Source organism: Prosthecobacter debontii, assembly GCF_900167535.1.
In the GTDB taxonomy this organism is placed as follows: Bacteria; Verrucomicrobiota; Verrucomicrobiia; order Verrucomicrobiales; family Verrucomicrobiaceae; genus Prosthecobacter; species Prosthecobacter debontii.
In genome coordinates, this window is record NZ_FUYE01000021.1 from 82,454 (window position 1) to 99,990 (window position 17,537).

General features: G+C 57.4%; 16 protein-coding genes. 5 read left to right on the plus strand and 11 right to left on the minus strand.

Features of this window, described 5'->3' with window-relative positions:
• The first annotated feature begins 3 nt into the window (after positions 1-3).
• Together B5D61_RS22500 and B5D61_RS22505 are read left to right on the plus strand one after the other, a co-directional pair.
• The gene (locus tag B5D61_RS22500) at positions 4-771 is read left to right on the plus strand and encodes a M14 family metallopeptidase (RefSeq protein WP_078815693.1); all 768 of its coding nucleotides are present in this window, start codon (positions 4-6) and stop codon (positions 769-771) included.
• The gene (locus B5D61_RS22505) at positions 768-1,736 is read left to right on the plus strand and encodes an alpha/beta fold hydrolase (RefSeq protein ID WP_078815694.1); all 969 of its coding nucleotides are present in this window, start codon (positions 768-770) and stop codon (positions 1,734-1,736) included. The genes B5D61_RS22500 and B5D61_RS22505 overlap by 4 nt, the downstream gene beginning before the upstream one ends.
• Positions 1,737-1,792: 56 nt before the next feature.
• Here B5D61_RS22505 and B5D61_RS22510 read toward each other — a convergent pair whose 3' ends face one another.
• From B5D61_RS22510 to B5D61_RS25900, 4 genes are all read right to left on the minus strand, one after another.
• Positions 1,793-2,305 carry a hypothetical protein gene (locus tag B5D61_RS22510; RefSeq protein ID WP_078815695.1) on the minus strand — a complete coding sequence of 171 codons (513 nt, stop codon included), beginning with the start codon at positions 2,303-2,305 and terminating at the stop codon, positions 1,793-1,795.
• Positions 2,306-2,314: 9 nt separating this feature from the next.
• A complete protein-coding gene (locus tag B5D61_RS22515) occupies positions 2,315-3,934 on the minus strand; it encodes a hypothetical protein (RefSeq protein ID WP_078815696.1) in 1,620 nt (539 codons plus the stop codon).
• Between the two features lie 109 nt (positions 3,935-4,043).
• Positions 4,044-4,439: a 2'-5' RNA ligase family protein gene (locus B5D61_RS27245; RefSeq protein ID WP_425440080.1), complete on the minus strand. Its 396-nt coding sequence runs from the start codon at positions 4,437-4,439 to the stop codon at positions 4,044-4,046.
• Positions 4,440-4,618: 179 nt separating this feature from the next.
• Positions 4,619-5,728, minus strand: coding sequence for a hypothetical protein (locus B5D61_RS25900; protein ID WP_139373434.1), 1,110 nt, complete (start codon positions 5,726-5,728; stop codon positions 4,619-4,621).
• A gap of 141 nt (positions 5,729-5,869) precedes the next feature.
• On the opposite strand from B5D61_RS25900, the gene B5D61_RS22530 reads away from it, so the two are divergent.
• Complete coding sequence (locus B5D61_RS22530) at positions 5,870-7,609, plus strand: exosortase/archaeosortase family protein (RefSeq protein ID WP_176159622.1); 1,740 nt, start codon at positions 5,870-5,872, stop codon at positions 7,607-7,609.
• Between the two features lie 27 nt (positions 7,610-7,636).
• Here the strand turns inward: B5D61_RS22530 and B5D61_RS22535 are convergent, their stop codons facing one another.
• The 7 genes from B5D61_RS22535 to B5D61_RS22565 all read right to left on the minus strand — a co-directional run bounded on the left by B5D61_RS22535 (position 7,637) and on the right by B5D61_RS22565 (position 13,803).
• Complete coding sequence (locus tag B5D61_RS22535) at positions 7,637-8,002, minus strand: gamma-glutamylcyclotransferase family protein (RefSeq protein WP_078815700.1); 366 nt, start codon at positions 8,000-8,002, stop codon at positions 7,637-7,639.
• Positions 8,003-8,026: 24 nt separating this feature from the next.
• Positions 8,027-8,734, minus strand: coding sequence for a lipoyl protein ligase domain-containing protein (locus B5D61_RS22540; protein ID WP_078815701.1), 708 nt, complete (start codon positions 8,732-8,734; stop codon positions 8,027-8,029).
• Positions 8,735-8,812: 78 nt separating this feature from the next.
• Positions 8,813-9,385 (minus strand): hypothetical protein, encoded by a 573-nt coding sequence (locus tag B5D61_RS22545; RefSeq protein WP_078815702.1) that lies wholly within the window; start codon positions 9,383-9,385, stop codon positions 8,813-8,815.
• Complete coding sequence (locus B5D61_RS22550; RefSeq protein WP_078815703.1) at positions 9,369-10,715, minus strand: coproporphyrinogen-III oxidase family protein; 1,347 nt, start codon at positions 10,713-10,715, stop codon at positions 9,369-9,371. The genes B5D61_RS22545 and B5D61_RS22550 overlap by 17 nt, the downstream gene beginning before the upstream one ends.
• 194 nt (positions 10,716-10,909) lie before the next feature.
• Complete coding sequence (locus B5D61_RS22555; RefSeq protein WP_078815704.1) at positions 10,910-11,986, minus strand: hypothetical protein; 1,077 nt, start codon at positions 11,984-11,986, stop codon at positions 10,910-10,912.
• A 102-nt stretch (positions 11,987-12,088) separates the two neighbouring features.
• Positions 12,089-12,958, minus strand: a complete 870-nt coding sequence (gene ygfZ / locus B5D61_RS22560; protein WP_078815705.1) for a CAF17-like 4Fe-4S cluster assembly/insertion protein YgfZ — start codon at positions 12,956-12,958, stop codon at positions 12,089-12,091.
• A gap of 11 nt (positions 12,959-12,969) precedes the next feature.
• Positions 12,970-13,803 carry an NAD(P)-dependent oxidoreductase gene (locus B5D61_RS22565; RefSeq protein ID WP_078815706.1) on the minus strand — a complete coding sequence of 278 codons (834 nt, stop codon included), beginning with the start codon at positions 13,801-13,803 and terminating at the stop codon, positions 12,970-12,972.
• A 179-nt stretch (positions 13,804-13,982) separates the two neighbouring features.
• Here B5D61_RS22565 and B5D61_RS22570 point away from each other — a divergent pair, with 179 nt between their 5' ends.
• Complete coding sequence (locus tag B5D61_RS22570) at positions 13,983-17,234, plus strand: efflux RND transporter permease subunit (protein ID WP_139373435.1); 3,252 nt, start codon at positions 13,983-13,985, stop codon at positions 17,232-17,234.
• Between the two features lie 6 nt (positions 17,235-17,240).
• Positions 17,241-17,534 (plus strand): GIY-YIG nuclease family protein, encoded by a 294-nt coding sequence (locus B5D61_RS22575; RefSeq protein ID WP_078815708.1) that lies wholly within the window; start codon positions 17,241-17,243, stop codon positions 17,532-17,534.
• Positions 17,535-17,537: the final 3 nt, after the last annotated feature.

Here is a 17,537-nt window from a genome sequence, read left to right on the forward strand (position 1 = left end):
ATCATGTCGTTTTTGCCCCTGCATCAGGCTCATGATTACAGCGCGTTGGCCAGCCGTTGGAAGGCATTGGCCAAGCGTTTGAAGCTCAAGCTCAATACACTGACCCGAGTTCAGGATTTGCAGATTTATTGGTTAGACACCGGAAGGGGACAAGAGGGACCAGCCATCTACCTTTCCTCCGGCGTGCATGGGGATGAAGCCGCTGCCGCCTGGGGTTTGCTGACTTGGGCTGAGGAAAATGAGACGTTGCTCAAAGAGAAGCGGTTTCTGATTCTTCCGTGCCTGAATCCCTGTGGACTGATCCTGAATACACGTGCGGATCATCGCGGTCTGGATATCAATCGCCGATTTCATCTGGAGGCTGATGAGATCTGTGGACCCTGGCGGAAGCTGCTGATGGGGCGTCTGATTGATCTCAGCCTATGCCTGCATGAGGATTACGATGGGCAGGGCTGCTATGTGTATGAGCTGAGTCGGATGCGTCCTCCGTGGATGCAGTCCGTCATGGCAGGGCTGCGTGTGATCTTGCCGGATCCACGAGCGACGATGGATGGACATCGTGCCAACAAGGGGGTGATCCAGCGCAGCCGAGTGCCCAAGAACTTACCCGGCATGCCTGAGGCCATTGAACTCCAGCAGATGGGCTGCCCCATTACACTCACGTATGAGACCCCCTCGGAATTCAGCTTCGATGATCGTGTTCGCTCTCAGGTGGAGTTTGTAAATGCGGTCTTGTCATCCTTCCCAATGCTGGGAAATACTGATGCATGATGATCCCGGCCCGCCTGAAGCTCGTCTTCAGTCTCCTGCTTCTGGCAGTCCTCAGTGCCTGCTCCAGCCTGCCGAAGGTGCAGCCCCGCCCTGTGTTGCGGGAAGGGGAGTGGGTAACCTATGATGGCAAGATCATGCCTTATCAGACCTGGCCTGTGCCGGAGGGGAGTCAACCACGTGGCATCATCATCGCCGTTCATGGGCTCAGCGGTGCCTCGACGGACTTCTGGTTCCTGGGAGATCAAATGCCACGGCATGGCTACATGGTCTATGCCTACAACCTGCGCGGTCAGGGCAAAGACCCGGTGGTGGCTGATCGCGGTGATATCCAATCCTCACGCCAGTGGCTGCGGGATATGGAGACCTTTCATCTCCTGGTGCGGCGGAAGCATCCCGGCGTGCCCATCATCTGGTATGGGGAAAGCCTCGGTAGCTTGATCTGCCTTCACACCGCGGCCAATCGACTCAATGATCGCCGCGATCCCGCTCTGCTGGTGTTAGCTTCGCCTGTGGCAGGGCTGCGCACCACCGTCTCAGGCTTCCGCCGCTGGCTCCTGGAGACGGCGGCCACACTCTCACCACGCTCCCGCTACTCCCTTGGAGATCTGGCCGGGGTGGATGAAAAGAAAATCCAAGTTACCAGCAATACCACCCATGGCAGCCAGATGGCGGTGACGGAACACCATATCAACAGTTTCACCCTGCGTCTGCTCACTGAGATTGGCCGCCTTCTGGATGCCAATCCCTCGGCTGTCAAACGTCTGCGCATGCCGGTGCTCTTCCTGGCATCTCCCAACGATGTTCTGTGCTCAGCGGATCAGATTCAGACCTTGTTTGCCCAAGTCAAATCTCCCCGCAAACGCTTGCTCTGGTATACCCGCAGTTATCACCTGCTGCTGCACGATGTGCAAAAGGAGGAAGTCACGCATGACCTCACGAACTGGATCGAGGCGCGGTTACGGTGAGGGCCTTGGCTGGGTTTCCGGGCGTGACTTCACGAACCGATAATACGCTCGCCTAACTACTTTTTCCTTGGAGCTGCCTTCTTCGCCTTGGGCTTGGTGGATTTACCCTTGCTGGAGGCACTGCCTTTCGGGTTGCGGGAACTGCGGGTTTTTTTGTCGGCCTCGGAGGCGGGGACGCTGGTCGTGGCGGCTTCTGATGGGGGGTGGGCTCGGGCTTGTTCCAACTCGCTCTGTGTCGTCTGGAGGCGCTGTTGGGTTTCCTTCTGCTCATCCGAAAGGCGCAGCACTTCCTTTTGCAATTGGGTTTGCCGGTCCAGCGCTTCTTGCAGTTCGGTTTGGGTATTGGCCAGAGCACTGCGCACCTCGGCTTCCAGGGCACGGGCTGTGTCACGTTCTTTACGGGCGGCGGCGGCCTCCATGTCTGCTGTGTCGATCTGCTCAGTGGGCTCTGCCGGAGTTGGCAGACCTGGGGTTTGACCCCGCCAGCGCCAGCCGAGGATGAAAAAGACAGCGGCACAGGCCGTCAGCAGCGGCAGGGTTTGAAGCAGGAGCCAGTAGAAACCTTCCATGATGATGAATCAGCGTGTACGTGTCGTCGTGTCCTGGGTGGGGCGCCAGTAGTGGCGCAGATGGTCGTAGGCCTCTGAGGCGAAAGTATCCTCCGCCATGGCGCCTGGGAAATCAGCTGGTAGGAGAGGTGACCTGGCCAGAGCCCCAGCCTCCAGTAGGGCAGGGGTCGCAGGCAGACTCTTCCAGTCCTGCCCCGGGCGGGCAAAGGCCAGCACGGGCGGCTCGCCTGCTTTGGGCAGGGGAGGCAGACTGCGCACGGTCTGCTCCACATCCGCCGTCGGTGCACAGGTGCCGCGAGCCAGCAGCGCCTCCGAGAAAATGACGGTCTGCACTGAGTAAGCATTCTTCACCGCATCCACCAGCCGCGCCCGCAGAGGCTCCTCCGCCAGTTGCCCCGCCAGGATCACTTTATCCGGCAGCAGGGTCAGCGTGAGAAAGCTGGGCTGCGCGGGAATCGGCAGTGTGGGGATGCCCTGGGCACTGCCTTGGAGCCATTGAGTGACCATGCGGCTGTCCGCCTGAAGCAGAGCAGGGGGGAGATCGGGCGGGAGGAGTTTTTTCCAGGGCTGAGCGGTCTCTCCCACCTGCCAATCCACAAAAGCCCAAGCGGCTCCAGATAAACCCAAGGCCAGAGATTTATCCGCCCCGGCTTCCTGGCTCAGGGGCAGGAGAGCGGTGGTGATAGGGCCAAACTCGGCCACGGTACGCCGCCGGGCATTCACCCGCAGATCATCCAGCACCCGCCATTCGGGAAACGCGGCAATCACCGTATTCAGCAGCTCGCGCTTGATCTTCAGGCTGGCCACTTCTCCTCGCAGCAGCACCCGCTGATCCCGTGCCGCCAGAAACACATGGGGCGGGGCCAGCTTAGCCTGACGCTCTGCTTCGGCGATGCGCGCACGCTCCTCGGTCTGATAGCGCCGCATCTGATCCAGGGTCGGTTTCACCACCTGCTGCCACTCGTCCTCCGTGATGGGGTAGGTCTTCAGCTTCTCCCGCAGCAGATCATCCGCGGCATCCAGCGTCAGACGTTCCCATCCGCCGCCTAGGCTCGCCACCTGCACTTGCGCGCCATCACCTCCCGCATGTGGGCGTGGGGAGGGCAAGTCATCCAGAGTCTTCGTGATCCCTGGTGCTTCATCAAAGCGAGTCGGATCCACCTGCACGTCCGGCACCAGCCTTCCGCCCGCCTTCGCCCAGAGATCTTCCATCAGCCGTCCCACATCTCGCGCTTCATACTCACTGGCTAGCCTGCCTAAGAGCCTGCCGCGCTCACCCTGACCTGCTAGCAACAGCCAGCCTGCGGGATAGGGGGCGATTTCCAAATCATCTCGCACCCCTGTCACCGGATTGAGTCCACCGCTCAGCCAGCCCGGTGTGCGCACGTCCTTCGCCAGCTTGGCCACGATTTCACGACGCTCTGCCTCATGGCGCACCCGTCCTATGACCTGGGCCTGTTGGCCACTGAAGCTCACCGCCACCGCGGGGTAACCCGTCTGCACCGTTTCCGTGAGCGAGAGCGCTTGCCGGGCCAGCCGCCGCTCAAGCATAGGCCCCCAGACCGCCCCGGCCAGCAGCCAGAACAGCAAGAGCCAGGAGCCAGCGATGAACCAACGGGCACGCGTCATGCAGTTGCCCTCACCCCTAGCAAGGCCCGCCCCTCAGGGCAAGGAGGTTTGGTGGGGAGCCTTAGCGCTTCCCACGCGAGCTTGGGTGGATGGGGCCAATCGGAGGCCTCTATTCGGGCAGTGAAAAACGGCCGAGTTCCAGAGATCCACCCTCGGGTTCAATCGCCTCGAGTAGGATCGAAGTGATCGTTCGCGAGAAGGGAAAGTGGAGCGAGAGCTTCAGGAACTCCTCCTGAAGATCAGGGGGCAGTGGTGGCCGCGCCAGGGTGATGTGAGGTGTCGCGCCGAACTGCCTCACCGCCAGCGGCGCTAGCGGTCCCTCATGGAGCCGTCGCGTGAGTTCCTCCAAGGTCGGGGATGGTCTGACAGACAGCCAGAAATGATCATCGGTACTGCATTCAGCACGCTGCAGCTCCATGCTAAAGGCTCGAAGACCTTCTGTGCAGGTCTGGCCGTGAGCGAGGAGCGCCTCATCCGAGACGGGGAGATCAAACGGAAACACCACGGTCAAGTGCGCCTGGATGTGGGGAAACAAGGGATCAAACCGCTTTCGAAAAGCCTCGATGCACGGCAAGTCGCTCGTGTCGAAGATCGCATGAATGGCCCTGAGCATGGTGTTGTTAGACGAGACTACTTGCCTAACTATCGAGTTTGGGAAATCGCGTGAGGGAAATACCCTGTCCTTTACTTTCCAGGCTCCTTCATCTTCAGCACGGGTTTGTCGCCGCCTTGGGCTTGCCACCAGGATTCGATGGCGGGGATGTCGAAGAGGCGAAACTTACGCCCGACACGGTTTTCAAAGGTGATCTGAGCCTGTTTGGCCACGTCGAGCATGGGGTCTTCTTTGAGGGCTTTGAGCAGGAGGGTGTTGGTTTCAGGATCGTTGCTGGAGCGCAGCAGGTAGGCCGCGCGCAGGCGGGCTTCCCAGGGTTGTTTGGTGTCCTGAAGCAGCGTATGAAGCTGGGCGGGGGTGAGGTCGGCCTCGCGGGAGACGGGGGTGTCTTTGAAGAGGTCACGCACGGGCAGTGTGTAGCCGGGGTCGATGCTGATGCCCATGTCGTAATAGGCCTGCACGCGTTTAAACTCGGCCTGTGCGGCGTGGAGGAGATGTTTCATGGCGGGGTCCATCATGGCCTCGACGAGAGCCTGGAGGTCAGCCCGGCTGCCGGTGGCGATGGCTTTGTCCGCATAGGTGGTGAGGCGGTTGCGCTCTTTGATAAGGATGAGCTCGGCCGTAGCGGGACTGACGCTGGGGAGCATGGCGGCGACCTGGGAGGCATCAGACGCAGAGACACGGGGTGTCTCGCCCGTGGTGGAGAAGGAGCTCTGCTGGATGACGAGGGCCATGCGGTCGGCCATCTCCTGGAGGCGGCTCTGGGTCTTGGCGCGTTCTTCACCCTGGGCATCGAGCTGGCGCTGGAGGGCGGAGATCTGGGCGGTGGCTTTATCCAAGGCGACTTTGAGGCTGGCTGTATCGCCTGGGGTGGTGGATTCGCTTCCGCTGGTGCCAATGCGGGAGTTGGTGAGCTTTTGACTGAGGTAATTTCCACCCCAGGCGAGGGCTCCAGCCAATAGGCCGATCTGCACGACGCCGAGGATGAGAGCGGGAGTCCAAGGGCTGGGAGTTGGAGTGGCTGGGGTAGGCGCGGCTCCGCGCGTTGTCGTCGGCTCCTGCCTCACGTTCGGGGTTCCGGTGACCAAGACTCGGGCTGGCACCGAGGCGGTCTCGGAGGTCGGGGGCGCATCTGCGAGCAGGGGTTTACGCGAGGAAGAAGTGGGGGCGGATTCAGACATTTTGAAACTTGTAAACGTAGATCACATAAATTCCAGCGGTGAACATGGACAGATGTCTGACGCTGTGGCAGGCATGAAATGTCTCTACGCTGGGTTTGTGCCTATCGAAGAGAACCGTCGCCTGCTGAGCCTTTTTTGACCATGAGTGAATCTCCTCCATCGCCAAGCGCCGCCGCTGCCTCGTCCCTGCCTGAATCATGGATGAGCGCGATCGTGTGGGGGGTAGGTGGGCTGCTGCTACTGGTTCTGGCGGTGCTGTGGCCGTATCAGCATTGGGAATTTGATCGACGCTCCAGCATCTTGATGGGGGTGGTGAACAAGGCGGATGCGGATGCGGAATGGATTTACTGTTTGTTCGTGGCCCCTATCGTGGCCTGGCTGGTGTGGCGGATGCGGGATGAACTGGTCCGGCTGACGTTGCGTGGCTCTTGGCTCGGGGTGCCCCTTCTGGTGGTGGGGATGTTGGTTTACTGGGCTGGCTATAAGGTGGATACGGGGTATCCGGGCTTTATGGCGGTGCAGCTTGTTTCGCTGGGTTTTATCCTGCTGGTGGCGGGGCCTCACTGGCTGCGCTGGCTGATTTTTCCCTGGGCCTTTCTGATGTTCATGTGGCCGCTGGTACCGCTAGAGAGTCGGCTGGCTTTTCCACTACGCATTCTCACGGCGAAGGCTTCGGCAGGGTTTCTCAATGTCGTCGGCATGGATGTGGTGCGGGATGGCACGGGGCTGCACTCGGCGGCGGACGCGGCGCGGGGCCTAGCTCAGGGAGATCTCTTCAAGCTGGATGTGGAGGAGCCTTGCAGTGGGATTCGGTCCTTGTTTTCGCTCCTGATGATCAGTGCTCTCTATGGGTGGCTGACGCTGAAGTCCTGGCTGCCACGGGGGATTCTCTTCGCAAGCGCCATTCCTCTCGCGGTCCTAGGCAACTTCGTGCGCATGATCCTGCTCACGGTCGGGAGTCGCTGGTTTGGCATGGACTTCGCCGTCGGGAGAAACATCGGTGGTCAGCAGGAGATGAGCACCTTTCACACGCTGGCGGGGTTTGCCGTCTTTGGTGTGGCTTTGGCGGGCATGTTCGCCCTGGGCACGGTGTTGGAACGCTGGGAGACACGACGGCGGAAACGAGCGGTGGCTGCAAGCGATCCCGCGACGCCTGAGATTATCTCGAAAGCTGCAGTTTTACCGCCGCGAAGCCCGTGGATTCGGCTAGGCGTTGCCGTGGCGATCTGTGGCGGGGGCCTGGCGCTATGTGCCATGACGGACACGACTTATCGCGTGGGGCCGCCGCCCGTGAGCCTGGAACTGCCGGAGCGGCTCGGGAACTATGCCAGCCGAGAGATGCCGATGCAGGCCATTGAGCGTCAAGCTTTGAATGAAGGCGTGGAAATTGGTCGTCGGTTTTACTTCGCCAAGGATAGTCCCGTGCTGGCCTCCGTGGTGCTGAGCGGGCCAGTGAAGAGGTCTCTGCACGAGCCGCAAATCTGTCTGCCAGGGCAAGGTTGGGTGATCAATGGCAATACCCAGATTGAGTTTGAGTGTGGATTACCTCAACCGGTGCGGGCCACGCTGCTGACAATGCATCGAGATGTGCAAAACGAGCAGGGGATGGTCGTGCGGACACGTGCAATCAATGTCTATTGGTATCAGGGATCTCAAGGGCGCACGGCAGCCTCCTATGATGAGCACGTGGCCTATTCTTATTCGGACGCGCTGCTGCGTAACATCGACCACCGCTGGGCGCTGATGTCCTTCTTCGCTCCCATGAAGGATCAACCTCTGGGGTATCAGGACCCCTTTGCGGAGCTGAATGTGCTGGAAGACCTGAAGAATTTCATGCGTGAACTGGTGCCGATGCTGATCAAGGAAATACCTGCCGAATAATCGATGGCAGGAAAGGCATGTTCTTTTTTAGAACGGGCGATCAATCAGCCAGTTATCCCCGAGATCTTTTTTGCCATCGATGGGCAGTAGGTAGCGGTAGCCTTCCACATGTTGGGTATCGAAGGGGGGCTGCATGGGTAGGCGTTCGCGGACATACTCGCCGCTGGCGGTGTCTTCGAGGAGGTCGAGCCTGTGGAGTCCTGCAGCATCGACTTCCCAGACTTCACCCTGGATGCTGAGGCCGTCCGAGGTGGACACCATGCCGGGATAACCTTCGAGTTCGTAGAGGCGGTAGTGTGGCTCTGTCGAGGCTTCTGCGACGAACTTCTGACCCTGCATCCAATGGTGGTTGGAGCCATCACGCTTGAGGGTGCCATAGACGAAGATGAGCATGGGGGACTGAAAAAAGAATCCGACTTAAAGCAGGTCATCACGCTCGGCCAGCCATTGAGGTAGGCTGTAGCGGCGTTTCGTCAGATCGGTCGCGCGAGTCATGATGGGTTCGGGTGTTGTCTCGATGATCAGCACTTCTCTCGCCAGTTTTGCAGCCCATTGCGCCCAGAAGTCAGGAGCGATTTGCACCTGTTGCACACTGCCTTGGTGCAGCAGGCCTAGTTTGCCGCGGCGCTGGCCTGCACCTGCGACTTTCACGGGACCTAGAATGACATCATGGACTGCGGGCGCCACGAAACAGAAGGGGGCCTCGATGACGTCTTCTGGCTCGGCGAGGCGACTGCCGGGATAACCGCTTTCCGCTAAGGCTTGAGCCAGGGCGCCATGAATTCGGCGATAGCTCTCTACGGCCGGTGTTTCCGCCCAGGGATCGGTGCAAGGAACGATGACGGAGTAAGTGTAGTCTTCGTTATGCAGCACCACACCTCCGCCCGTCCAACGCCTCACCACCGGCCAGCCGGGGAGTGAATCCTGAAGTTTCGGCAGACTTTGTGCATAGCCCATGGTCACAGTTGGCTGATCCCAAGTGTAGATGCGTAAGACGGGGGTGGCGCTCTGCTCGAGCCAAGCTTGGTCCACCGCCATGTTCATGGGCCCTCCGTGAGTGCCATCCAAATGCAGGATGAGCTTGTCAAAGAACGGTTCGCCGAAAGTCTGATCTGAGGTGGGCATGAGATCTCTTTGAAGACAATGCTTGCCGCATGGATGCAAGTGCTGACTGCGATGACATACAGCACCTCGCGGTCGATTTCAAAGCCCGCGCGGAAGCACTTCCACCACGTCAGCGAGCACACGACCGCAGTCATGACGCAGTTCATTGCAGCGGCCAAAGAGGATCTGACCACTGGTGGCACCGAGCAATTCAGCCAGTCGTGCATCGACTGCGATGCGGAAAAAACCTCGCGGATGGCTGCTATGCGGCACTTGATACTGCTCGAGGATGGCTCCGAACGGCACTCGGCCTTCGATGACCAAGGCTTGAGCTTCTTCGGGCAGGAGATCCAGGTGAATGCCAATGGCTCCGAACTCCACGGGTTTTCCATCACTCCGGCGATTCAGCACGCTGGCTCGGACAAGGTAGTTGCCGATGCGAGCCCGGGCATGAACGTCCAAGTCAATCTCGCAGCCATGGCCTTCACGGAGGCGTGGCGTCATATCGATGTCATGCACCAGGAGCCATCGCTCCTGGTCAGGGAGTTCCTCGGGCTCCACGAAGGTCACACGCGGACGCGCACTGCCGATGCCGTAAAAGAACACCAGGGGTGCCAGATCGTCTTCACGCGTGGCTGCGGAGCGCTGGGGAGCGTCAAGTGTAACGGGCATACTGGCGGTGCTGGGGCAGGAAGAATTCATGCAGCAGGCGGTCCACTTGAAGCAGACCGTCACGAGTGAGCGTGATGTCTTTATCGGTGAGTTTGGCAAAACCTTCGTTCTGCAGGTAGTTCAATTGTTGATTGAAGAACTTCAGAGGATCTTGCCCGAACTTCTGCTGGTAGTAGGCGAATTCGCTGTGCCCTAGCTTCAGCTTCAGGATGAATTCTCGCACGAACCGCTCTTCGGCGTTGGTTTCGTAAGCTCGGAAAATGGGCAACTGCCCCGCATCCACAGCTTGCATGTAGGGACCGACTTCAGCTTGATTTTGATAGTGAACACCACTCAGGTGACCGAAGGAGGCGACACCGCAACTTAGCAGGTCGGAGCCTTCCCAGAGGGCATCACGATAGACGAATTTGATACGCTGCGGATCCTTCACCACGGTGTAGGCGCTTGTCACGGTATAACCAGCTTTGACGAACTCATCAAAGGCGTAGCTAACCCAATCACGCTTGGTCTGCCAATCGGCGACGGGAGCGGTGACCTTGCCCTCTTCTTTCATCTGTTTGTAGATGGTCGTGTTGTAGGGCACTTCCATCTGGTAAATCGTCACCGCATCCGGGCCGAGGGCGATGCCTTTAGCCACGGTGTCCTTCCAGTTTTCCCAGGTTTCATTCATCATCCCCGCAATGAGGTCGATGTTGATGTGCTCAAACCCGAGGGTGCGGGCAAAGTTGTAGGCGCGCTCAATCTCGCCGCTACGGTGGGCTCGACCGTTACTTTCCAGGATATGATCGTCAAAGTTCTCCACGCCTAAGCTCAGGCGGGTGACACCGATTTCACGAATACCGGTCAGTTTTTTCTCATTGAGGGTGCCTGGTTCGGCTTCAAAGGCCACTTCGGCGGCTCCATCCCAGCTCACCAGATCTTTCATCCGGTTGGTCAGATCTTGGAGTTGAGGCACGCTCAGGTAGCTAGGGGTGCCTCCACCAAAATAGACGAAATGAGCTTTTCGTCCTGCGATGTAAGGCTGCTGCGCAAAGCGCTCCATCTCACGCATTCCTGCGTCGATGTAAGCTTTGATCTCAGCCGCATTCTTATCGGTATAGACCTTGAAATAGCAGAAGTGGCAGCGTTTGCGGCAGAACGGGATGTGAAAATAGACCCCCAGGGGCACATCCGCAGGAGCTGGCTGGGCCAAGACACGCTCGATCACAGGCACCTGATCCGGTTTCCAGAAGGAAAACGGCGGATAGTTTGAGACGAAATAATTGCCAGCCTCGGTCTTCTCGACCTTCTTGTCGGGGGCGGCTTGGGGTGTTTCCAGGGCGGTGGACATGACAGGGGGTATCAAAGGGAACGGACGGTGGCAGCTACTTCTACGTGATAATCTACGCCTGAAACAAGGCTGTAGGTGGCGTTGGACAAGTTTTGTTCACCGGAGTCACCGTCAGCAATACAACGGACGGATTCACCTAGCAGCCAGTTTCGTGCCGCTTTCGGAGCGACACGAGACAGCCGGGGACCCTGCCTTTAAGCGTCTTCGTCTGGGGGACTGATGTGGGGAGATTTTCCTCGAAGAGTGCCTCCGTCCTTGAGTGGGATCTCAGATTTGGCTCGATTCCCCATCTCTTTGTCGCGGGCACGTGTCTTCTGCACGAATTCATTCCACTCAGATTCCGAAATCTTGCCTTCCATGACCCCATTCACATAAGTCTCATCCAGAGAGGTCTCATAGATGAGTGTGGGAAACTCCATCCATTGGTTTTGCATGTAGTCAAAGCAGGACACGATTTCAAAACCCCCTTGTGGACGCGTTTTCATTTTGAGGATGAAAGGACGCAGGGTGTAGCCAAAATCATATCGGTAGGTCCGGGGAACGGCTACGGCATTATACCAGACCAAAAAACAATCTCCTGACAGTTCATGATCAGGCTCGCCATTGATTTTCCAGATTTCAGAGACGGTGCCTAACAATTCAGATAAAGCATTTCCTTCGTCGGTTTTTCGATGCCACTCGTTCCACTCTCGATTGGTCATTACGGGGGCTGGTGTCAGGGTGTAATACCAAGGTGGGCCCAAGACCCCTGAGACCTCGAATTCTCCCTTTTCATCGAGGCTGATCTCCAGAATGCCGACGGACTTGGGATCCGCTGGGTCTTTTAAATAGCTGAATGCCACCCCCTTATCCTTAACAATGAGCTCTTTGACTGGCTGTTCTACGGCACGGCCAGGCTCGTCATTGTAGTTGGATTTAAAACGCGTGATGGAGAACTTTCCATTCTCCAACCTGAAGCGGTGAACAGGTCCATCATACGCCTCAGCCTCTCCCAGATGTGTAGTCAGGCGCCAGTAGCCTTTCGTTAGTTTGGCCAGGACGGCGGACTGAGTGGGATCACCTGTTACTTTAGGGGCGGCCTCTGATTTTATAGATGATGGAGGCGTCAGCTCCAGAATCTTTCGCTGCACCTCTTCATAAATCGTTTGGCTGATCAAACCTGCTTCAAACTGTTTTTTGGCGTCTTGAAGCTGTTCAACCTGTTGCGGGGTAAGAGCCCATGCTGAGCTAGTCAGCCACAAGCCGAAGATGAAAGAGGTGAGACGCTTCATAACGACAAGTTGTATAATATTCGGAACCTGCTTCAAGGTAATAGTGAGGTCGAGCCGAAGACCGCTTCATGACCGAATATTGCCCAGATCGAATAGCAATCTTCACGCCATTGTTCTGGTCAGTCGAATCCCCGAGGCTGTGGTCCAGCCAGGCGTGTCGATGGCCGATTGTTTAACATAGGCAAGGCCAACAAATTCTTTGGTTACAGGATGCTGAGTCACGCTGGTGATCACACCGATGCTTTGACCTTGAGTGTCTTGGATCATATCTTGAGGCGAGGGGGCGGTCTGCGCTCTCCACGCCACGAGCTGTCTCGGCATTTTGCCAGTGGTTTTGATGCGGGAAAGAATCTCCTGGCCGATGTAACAACCCTTGGTGAAACTCATGGCGGACGTTTCCAGACCTGCTTCGGGAGGGAAAGTCTCGGTATTCAATTCATGTGGCCATGTGGGCACCCTTTGGAGAATGCGCAGGGTTTCTGCCTCCTCCTCTGAGATCACCCGTGTTTCGGGGATGGGGCCAGTGCTCGGGAGCCAAACATCCGTGCCGGGGAGGCCGAAGCGCCGGGAGTTTTCTACTGTCTGACCATCGGGTAAACTTTCCCCAGATGCGGAGCCGATGCGGTGCCAAAGCTGGCACTCTTCGGAGATGTCTTCCAGCACGGCATCGTCTGCAATGATGTAGCGTTCTAGGCGCATGCCTAGGGGCTCGCGCAAATCTGCAACTGCATCGAAGAGAAGGCTCTCTCCATCAGCAGAGACATGGATATGGATGTCTGCCTCGATCTTGCCTTTCAGATTGGTGACACAGGCATAAAGCGCATGTTCTTTCTGAGCAGTGCGGACATCGTTGGTGACCTGACCATTGAGGTAACGCACGCGATCTGCGCCCGAGAGCCGCCATTTGGCTCGGGTGGAAAGATCGACCCAAGCTCCTTCAGTGAGGAGGGTTTGATAAAGTTCTGCGGTCATGGAAATGAAAATCAGACTTGGCCGATGACGCAGAAATCGAGGTCGCCTTGACCGGCTTCCACGCCAGCACGCATGGCTTCAGCGGTGCAATCCAAGGCAGGGGTGGCAAGATCACCAGCCACGGCGAGCTCGCGAGCGAAATCGGCGTCTTTCAGCATATTGCGAAGCGAGAAATGAGCTTCGAAATCGTTCGCGATGATGCTGGGGAGTTTCATGCCAATCAGCGTGGAGTAGTTGGCATTGTTTTGCAGAGCGGTCAGCAGTTGGGGCAGGGGAATGCCTTGGCTATGGGTGATGGCAGCAGCTTCAGCGACGGCTTGGACGGTGATGGAGGTGACGAGATTGGTCACGATTTTTAACACGGTGGCATCACCGATGTCACCCAACGGCAGGATGTTCGTTGAAGTCACTTCCAGTATGGGGCGAACGCGATCAAGGACTTCCATCGAACCGCCGATGTAATAGACCAGTTTGGCATTTTGAGCGGCCATCTTGCTGCCAGTGAAGGGCGCATCCAGAAATGCGGCTCCAGCTTCCTGACAGAGACGAGCGGCTTCTAGAGTGGCCGCCTTGCTGACGGTGGCGTGGTTGAGAATGATGTGTTGAGTTCCCAGGGCAGACTGCATCTCTCGCAGGGCGGTCAAAAGAGCCTCACTATCACGGACGAAGATCTGGATGACTTGAGCCGCTTCCGCCACGGCTTTAGGGGTAGGGAGGGCCCCCGAAACAGCGCGCGCAGTATGGCTCCAGACATGCACTTGATGCCCAGCTTGGCGGAGGTTTTCAGCCACGCGGCTGCCGATGATACCGAGTCCGAGGACACCGATGGAAGAGGGGGAACTCATGATGAAAGGAAAAGGGATGGTCTTCCGGTTTTACGAGACTGCAAGCCTCGGGTCAGCAAGAGATCTTCGGCAGCCCACAGAAATCTCTCGGCCAAACTTTCTTTCTGCTCGCCTCTCCTGCGGTCCTCTTGCAACCTTCGCCTTCGCATCATCGTTCGTTCCTCAGTGCTTTTTCCCTCATGATCTCCTGGTTTGCCCGCAATCACGTCGCCGCTAATTTGCTGATGTTTGCGGCGATGTTAGGCGGGGTTTGGACCTTGATGTCGGACCGGGTGCCTCTGGAGGTGTTTCCGGATCGACCCTCCCGGATGATCTCGATCACGGTGCCTTATCCTGCCTCGGACCCTGAGGAAGTCGAGGAAGGGATCGTGCTGAAGATCGAAGAGTCCATCCAACAGGTGGGCAGTATCAAACACATCAACTCCACGGCTTCATCCAGTGGTGGCACGGTGATCGTCGAGGTGGAGGACGGCAAAGATCCTCGAGAGGTTTTGGACGATATCAAAATCCGGGTGGATGCTATTCCGAACATGCCCGAGTTGGCTGAGAAGCCGACGATCCAGTTGGACGATAACTTCCATGAGGTGATTACGGTGGCGATTGCCGCAGATATGGCAGAGGCCGACCTGAGGCGATTGGGCGAGCAGATCCGGGATGAGATCTCAGCTCTGCCTGGCATTACCCATGTAGGTATCGCCGGAGTCCGTCCCTATGAGATCGGCATCGAGATTCCTGAGGCGAAGTTGCGCAAGTATGGCTTGAATTTGGAGCGGGTGAGTGAGGCGATTCGTAATAGTGCTCTCGATCTACCCGCCGGGGTGGTGCAGACCGAGGCAGGCGATGTGTCGATCCGTACGAAAGGCCGAGCCTACACCGGCCAGGACTATGCCAATGTGGTGGTCTTGACTCGCGAAGATGGCACCAAGGTCACGCTTGGGGAAATCGCTCTCATTCAGGATGGCTTCAATGAGAACCCGCTGCTGGCCCGGTTGAATGGCAAACGTTGTGTCGTGGTGAATGTGATGCGTGAGGGCGGCCAGAACGCGATTCGCATCGCCGAATCGGTGAAAACCTACATTGAAGAGTCCCGGAAACGTCTGCCTGATGGCGTTCAGATCGAGTTTTGGAGTGACCGTTCGAAGATCGTCAAAGGGCGTATCAATCTGTTGCTCCAAAATGCCCAGAGCAGCCTGATTCTGGTGTTTCTCTGTGTGGGCTTGTTTTTGCGCTTAGATGCGGTGTTTTGGGTGGCGGTGGGGATGGTGGCCAGCTTTTTGGGTGCGATCGCGCTGATGCCTTATTTTGATGTCGCCATTAACTTGTCTTCGTTGTTCGGATTCATCCTGGTGCTAGGCATCGTGGTGGATGATGCCATCGTGATTTCAGAGCATGTGGATACCCTCAGGCAGCGCGGACTCTCCCCCCTAGATGCAGCCATTCAGGGAACGAAGGAAATGGCGGTGCCGATTACCTTTGGTGTTTTGACGACGGTCATCGCTTTCTTGCCCATGGCCATGGGGTCCAGTGATTTCCTCATGATGTTCAAGCCAATCGCCATCGTCTTCATCCTCGTGATGTTGATCGCTCTGGTGGAGACGAAGATCATCCTGCCCTCGCATCTTTCCCATCCCGTGCCGGGCCTAAGTGGAGCCTCGGACATCTTGGGCCCGCTACATCGTTGGTCAGAGCGAATGCTGCGTAAGTTCGTGGATCTTTTTTATCGGCCTGCCTTGCGGTGGTGTGTGCATCATCGTTACACCGCTTTAGCGGCCTTCTTTGGCGGGCTCATCGTCCTATGCGGATTCTTCTTTAGCGGGCGTATTCTGTGGATCTTCTTTCCGCGTGTGCAGAGTGAGAGGATCGAGGCTCGCCTAACCATGTTGGATGGCACCCCGTTTGAAGTCACAGACGCACATATCATGCGCATCTATGAGATCGCCGAGCAGATGCGTAAGGACTACGTGGGACCCGATGGCAAGCCGGTCATTCGTGCGATCATTGCCACTACGGGCACGACCCGGCTGAGCAGTAGCAACAGCAGTGGAAGCACAGGGAGCTCTCACTTGGGGGAAGTGAATATTGAAACCTACGGTCCCGAAGAACGGAGTCTGAAAGTGAACACGGTCGATATGGCCAGCGACTGGCGGGCGCGTATCGGCAACATCGTGGGGGCTGAGGAGTTAAATTTTCGAGCGGAAATCATTCGCAGTGGAGATCCCATCGACATTCAGCTTTCCGGCACAGATCCCGAGGAGTTGCTGGATATTTCGGACAAGATTAAGGCGCATCTTTCGACTTATTCAGGAGTCTTCGATGTGACTGATTCCCTGGACAGTGGACGCAATGAAATCCAGCTCCGTTTGAAGCCTGAAGCGCAGTCCTTTGGGGTCACTGTCAGTGACCTTGCGCGTCAGGTAAGACAGGCTTTTTATGGCAATGAAGTGCAGCGCATCCAGCGCGGGCGGAATGAGGTGAAGGTGATGCTGCGTTATCCGAAACAGGATCGTAAAAACTTAGCGACACTGGAAACCATGCGGGTGCGCACAGCGAGTGGTCTGGAGATTCCTTTCTCCAGGGTGGCGGAAGCCAAGGTCGGCAAAAGCTTTACCAGCATCAAGCGCGTGGATCGTCGGCGGGCCATAAACATCACCGCCGATGTCAATAAAGCCACGACGGATCCGGCGAAGGTGCGTGCGGATGCAGAAGTCTTTGTGAAGGACCTACTGGCGAGCCATCCTCATATTCAGTGGAGCTTCGAGGGCGAAGCGCGTGCTCAGCGGGAAGGAGCCAGTGAAGGTAAGTGGGCGCTCGCGATCATTCTTCTCGGGATGTATGCCATGATGGCCATTCCATTCAAAAGCTACACGCAGCCGTTCATTGTTCTGCTGGTCGTGCCCTTCGGGATTGTGGGGGCGGTGCTCGGACATCTGTTCCATTCCATGCCGCTCAGTAGCATGAGCGTCTGTGGCATGCTGGCGGTGACGGGAGTGATCGTGAATGACACGCTGGTGCTCGTGGACCGGATCAATCAACTCCGGGAGGAAACGGGCGATCTCAAGTATGCGGTTCAAGAAGGCGGGCGAAGCCGTTTCCGGGCGATCTTCCTCACGCAGATCACCACCTTTGTGGGGTTGATGCCGTTGATGTTCGAGTTCGGCAGCTTGATTGAGAATTCGCCTCCGGTCATCAGTCACATCCTTGAAGCGATCTTTGGGGATAATCGGGCGGCACAAGCCACCAGTGCTCAGTTCCTGACTCCGGTGTCAGTGGCCATGGGGTATGGTTCCCTCTTTGCCACCGTGATCACGCTCTTTCTGGTGCCGCTGTGTTATCTTGCGGTGGATGACTTGGGCAAGATCCTCAACCGCATTTTGGGACGCAAGCCTCAACCTGAGGCCGTCTTGATGAGCGGAGCAGCCGTGTCGAACTGAGGTTCTATGGCGAATGACTTATCGGCTGCCAGCGAGGTATCCAAGCCCTGGTGTCTCTACGTGCTTCGGTGTCGGGATGGCAGCCTCTACTGTGGGATCACCAATGATCTCTATCAACGCCTGGATAAACATCAGCAGGGGAAGGGGGCGCGTTACACACGTGGGCGAGGGCCATTATGGCTCCTCGGTTCCTGGCCTCAGGTAGATATGCCGACAGCCCTGCGTGCGGAGCGTGCTTTTAAAGCGCTGAGCAAAGCCCAAAAAGAAAAATGGCTGGAGGAACACCTCCAGCCATCTTGAAAA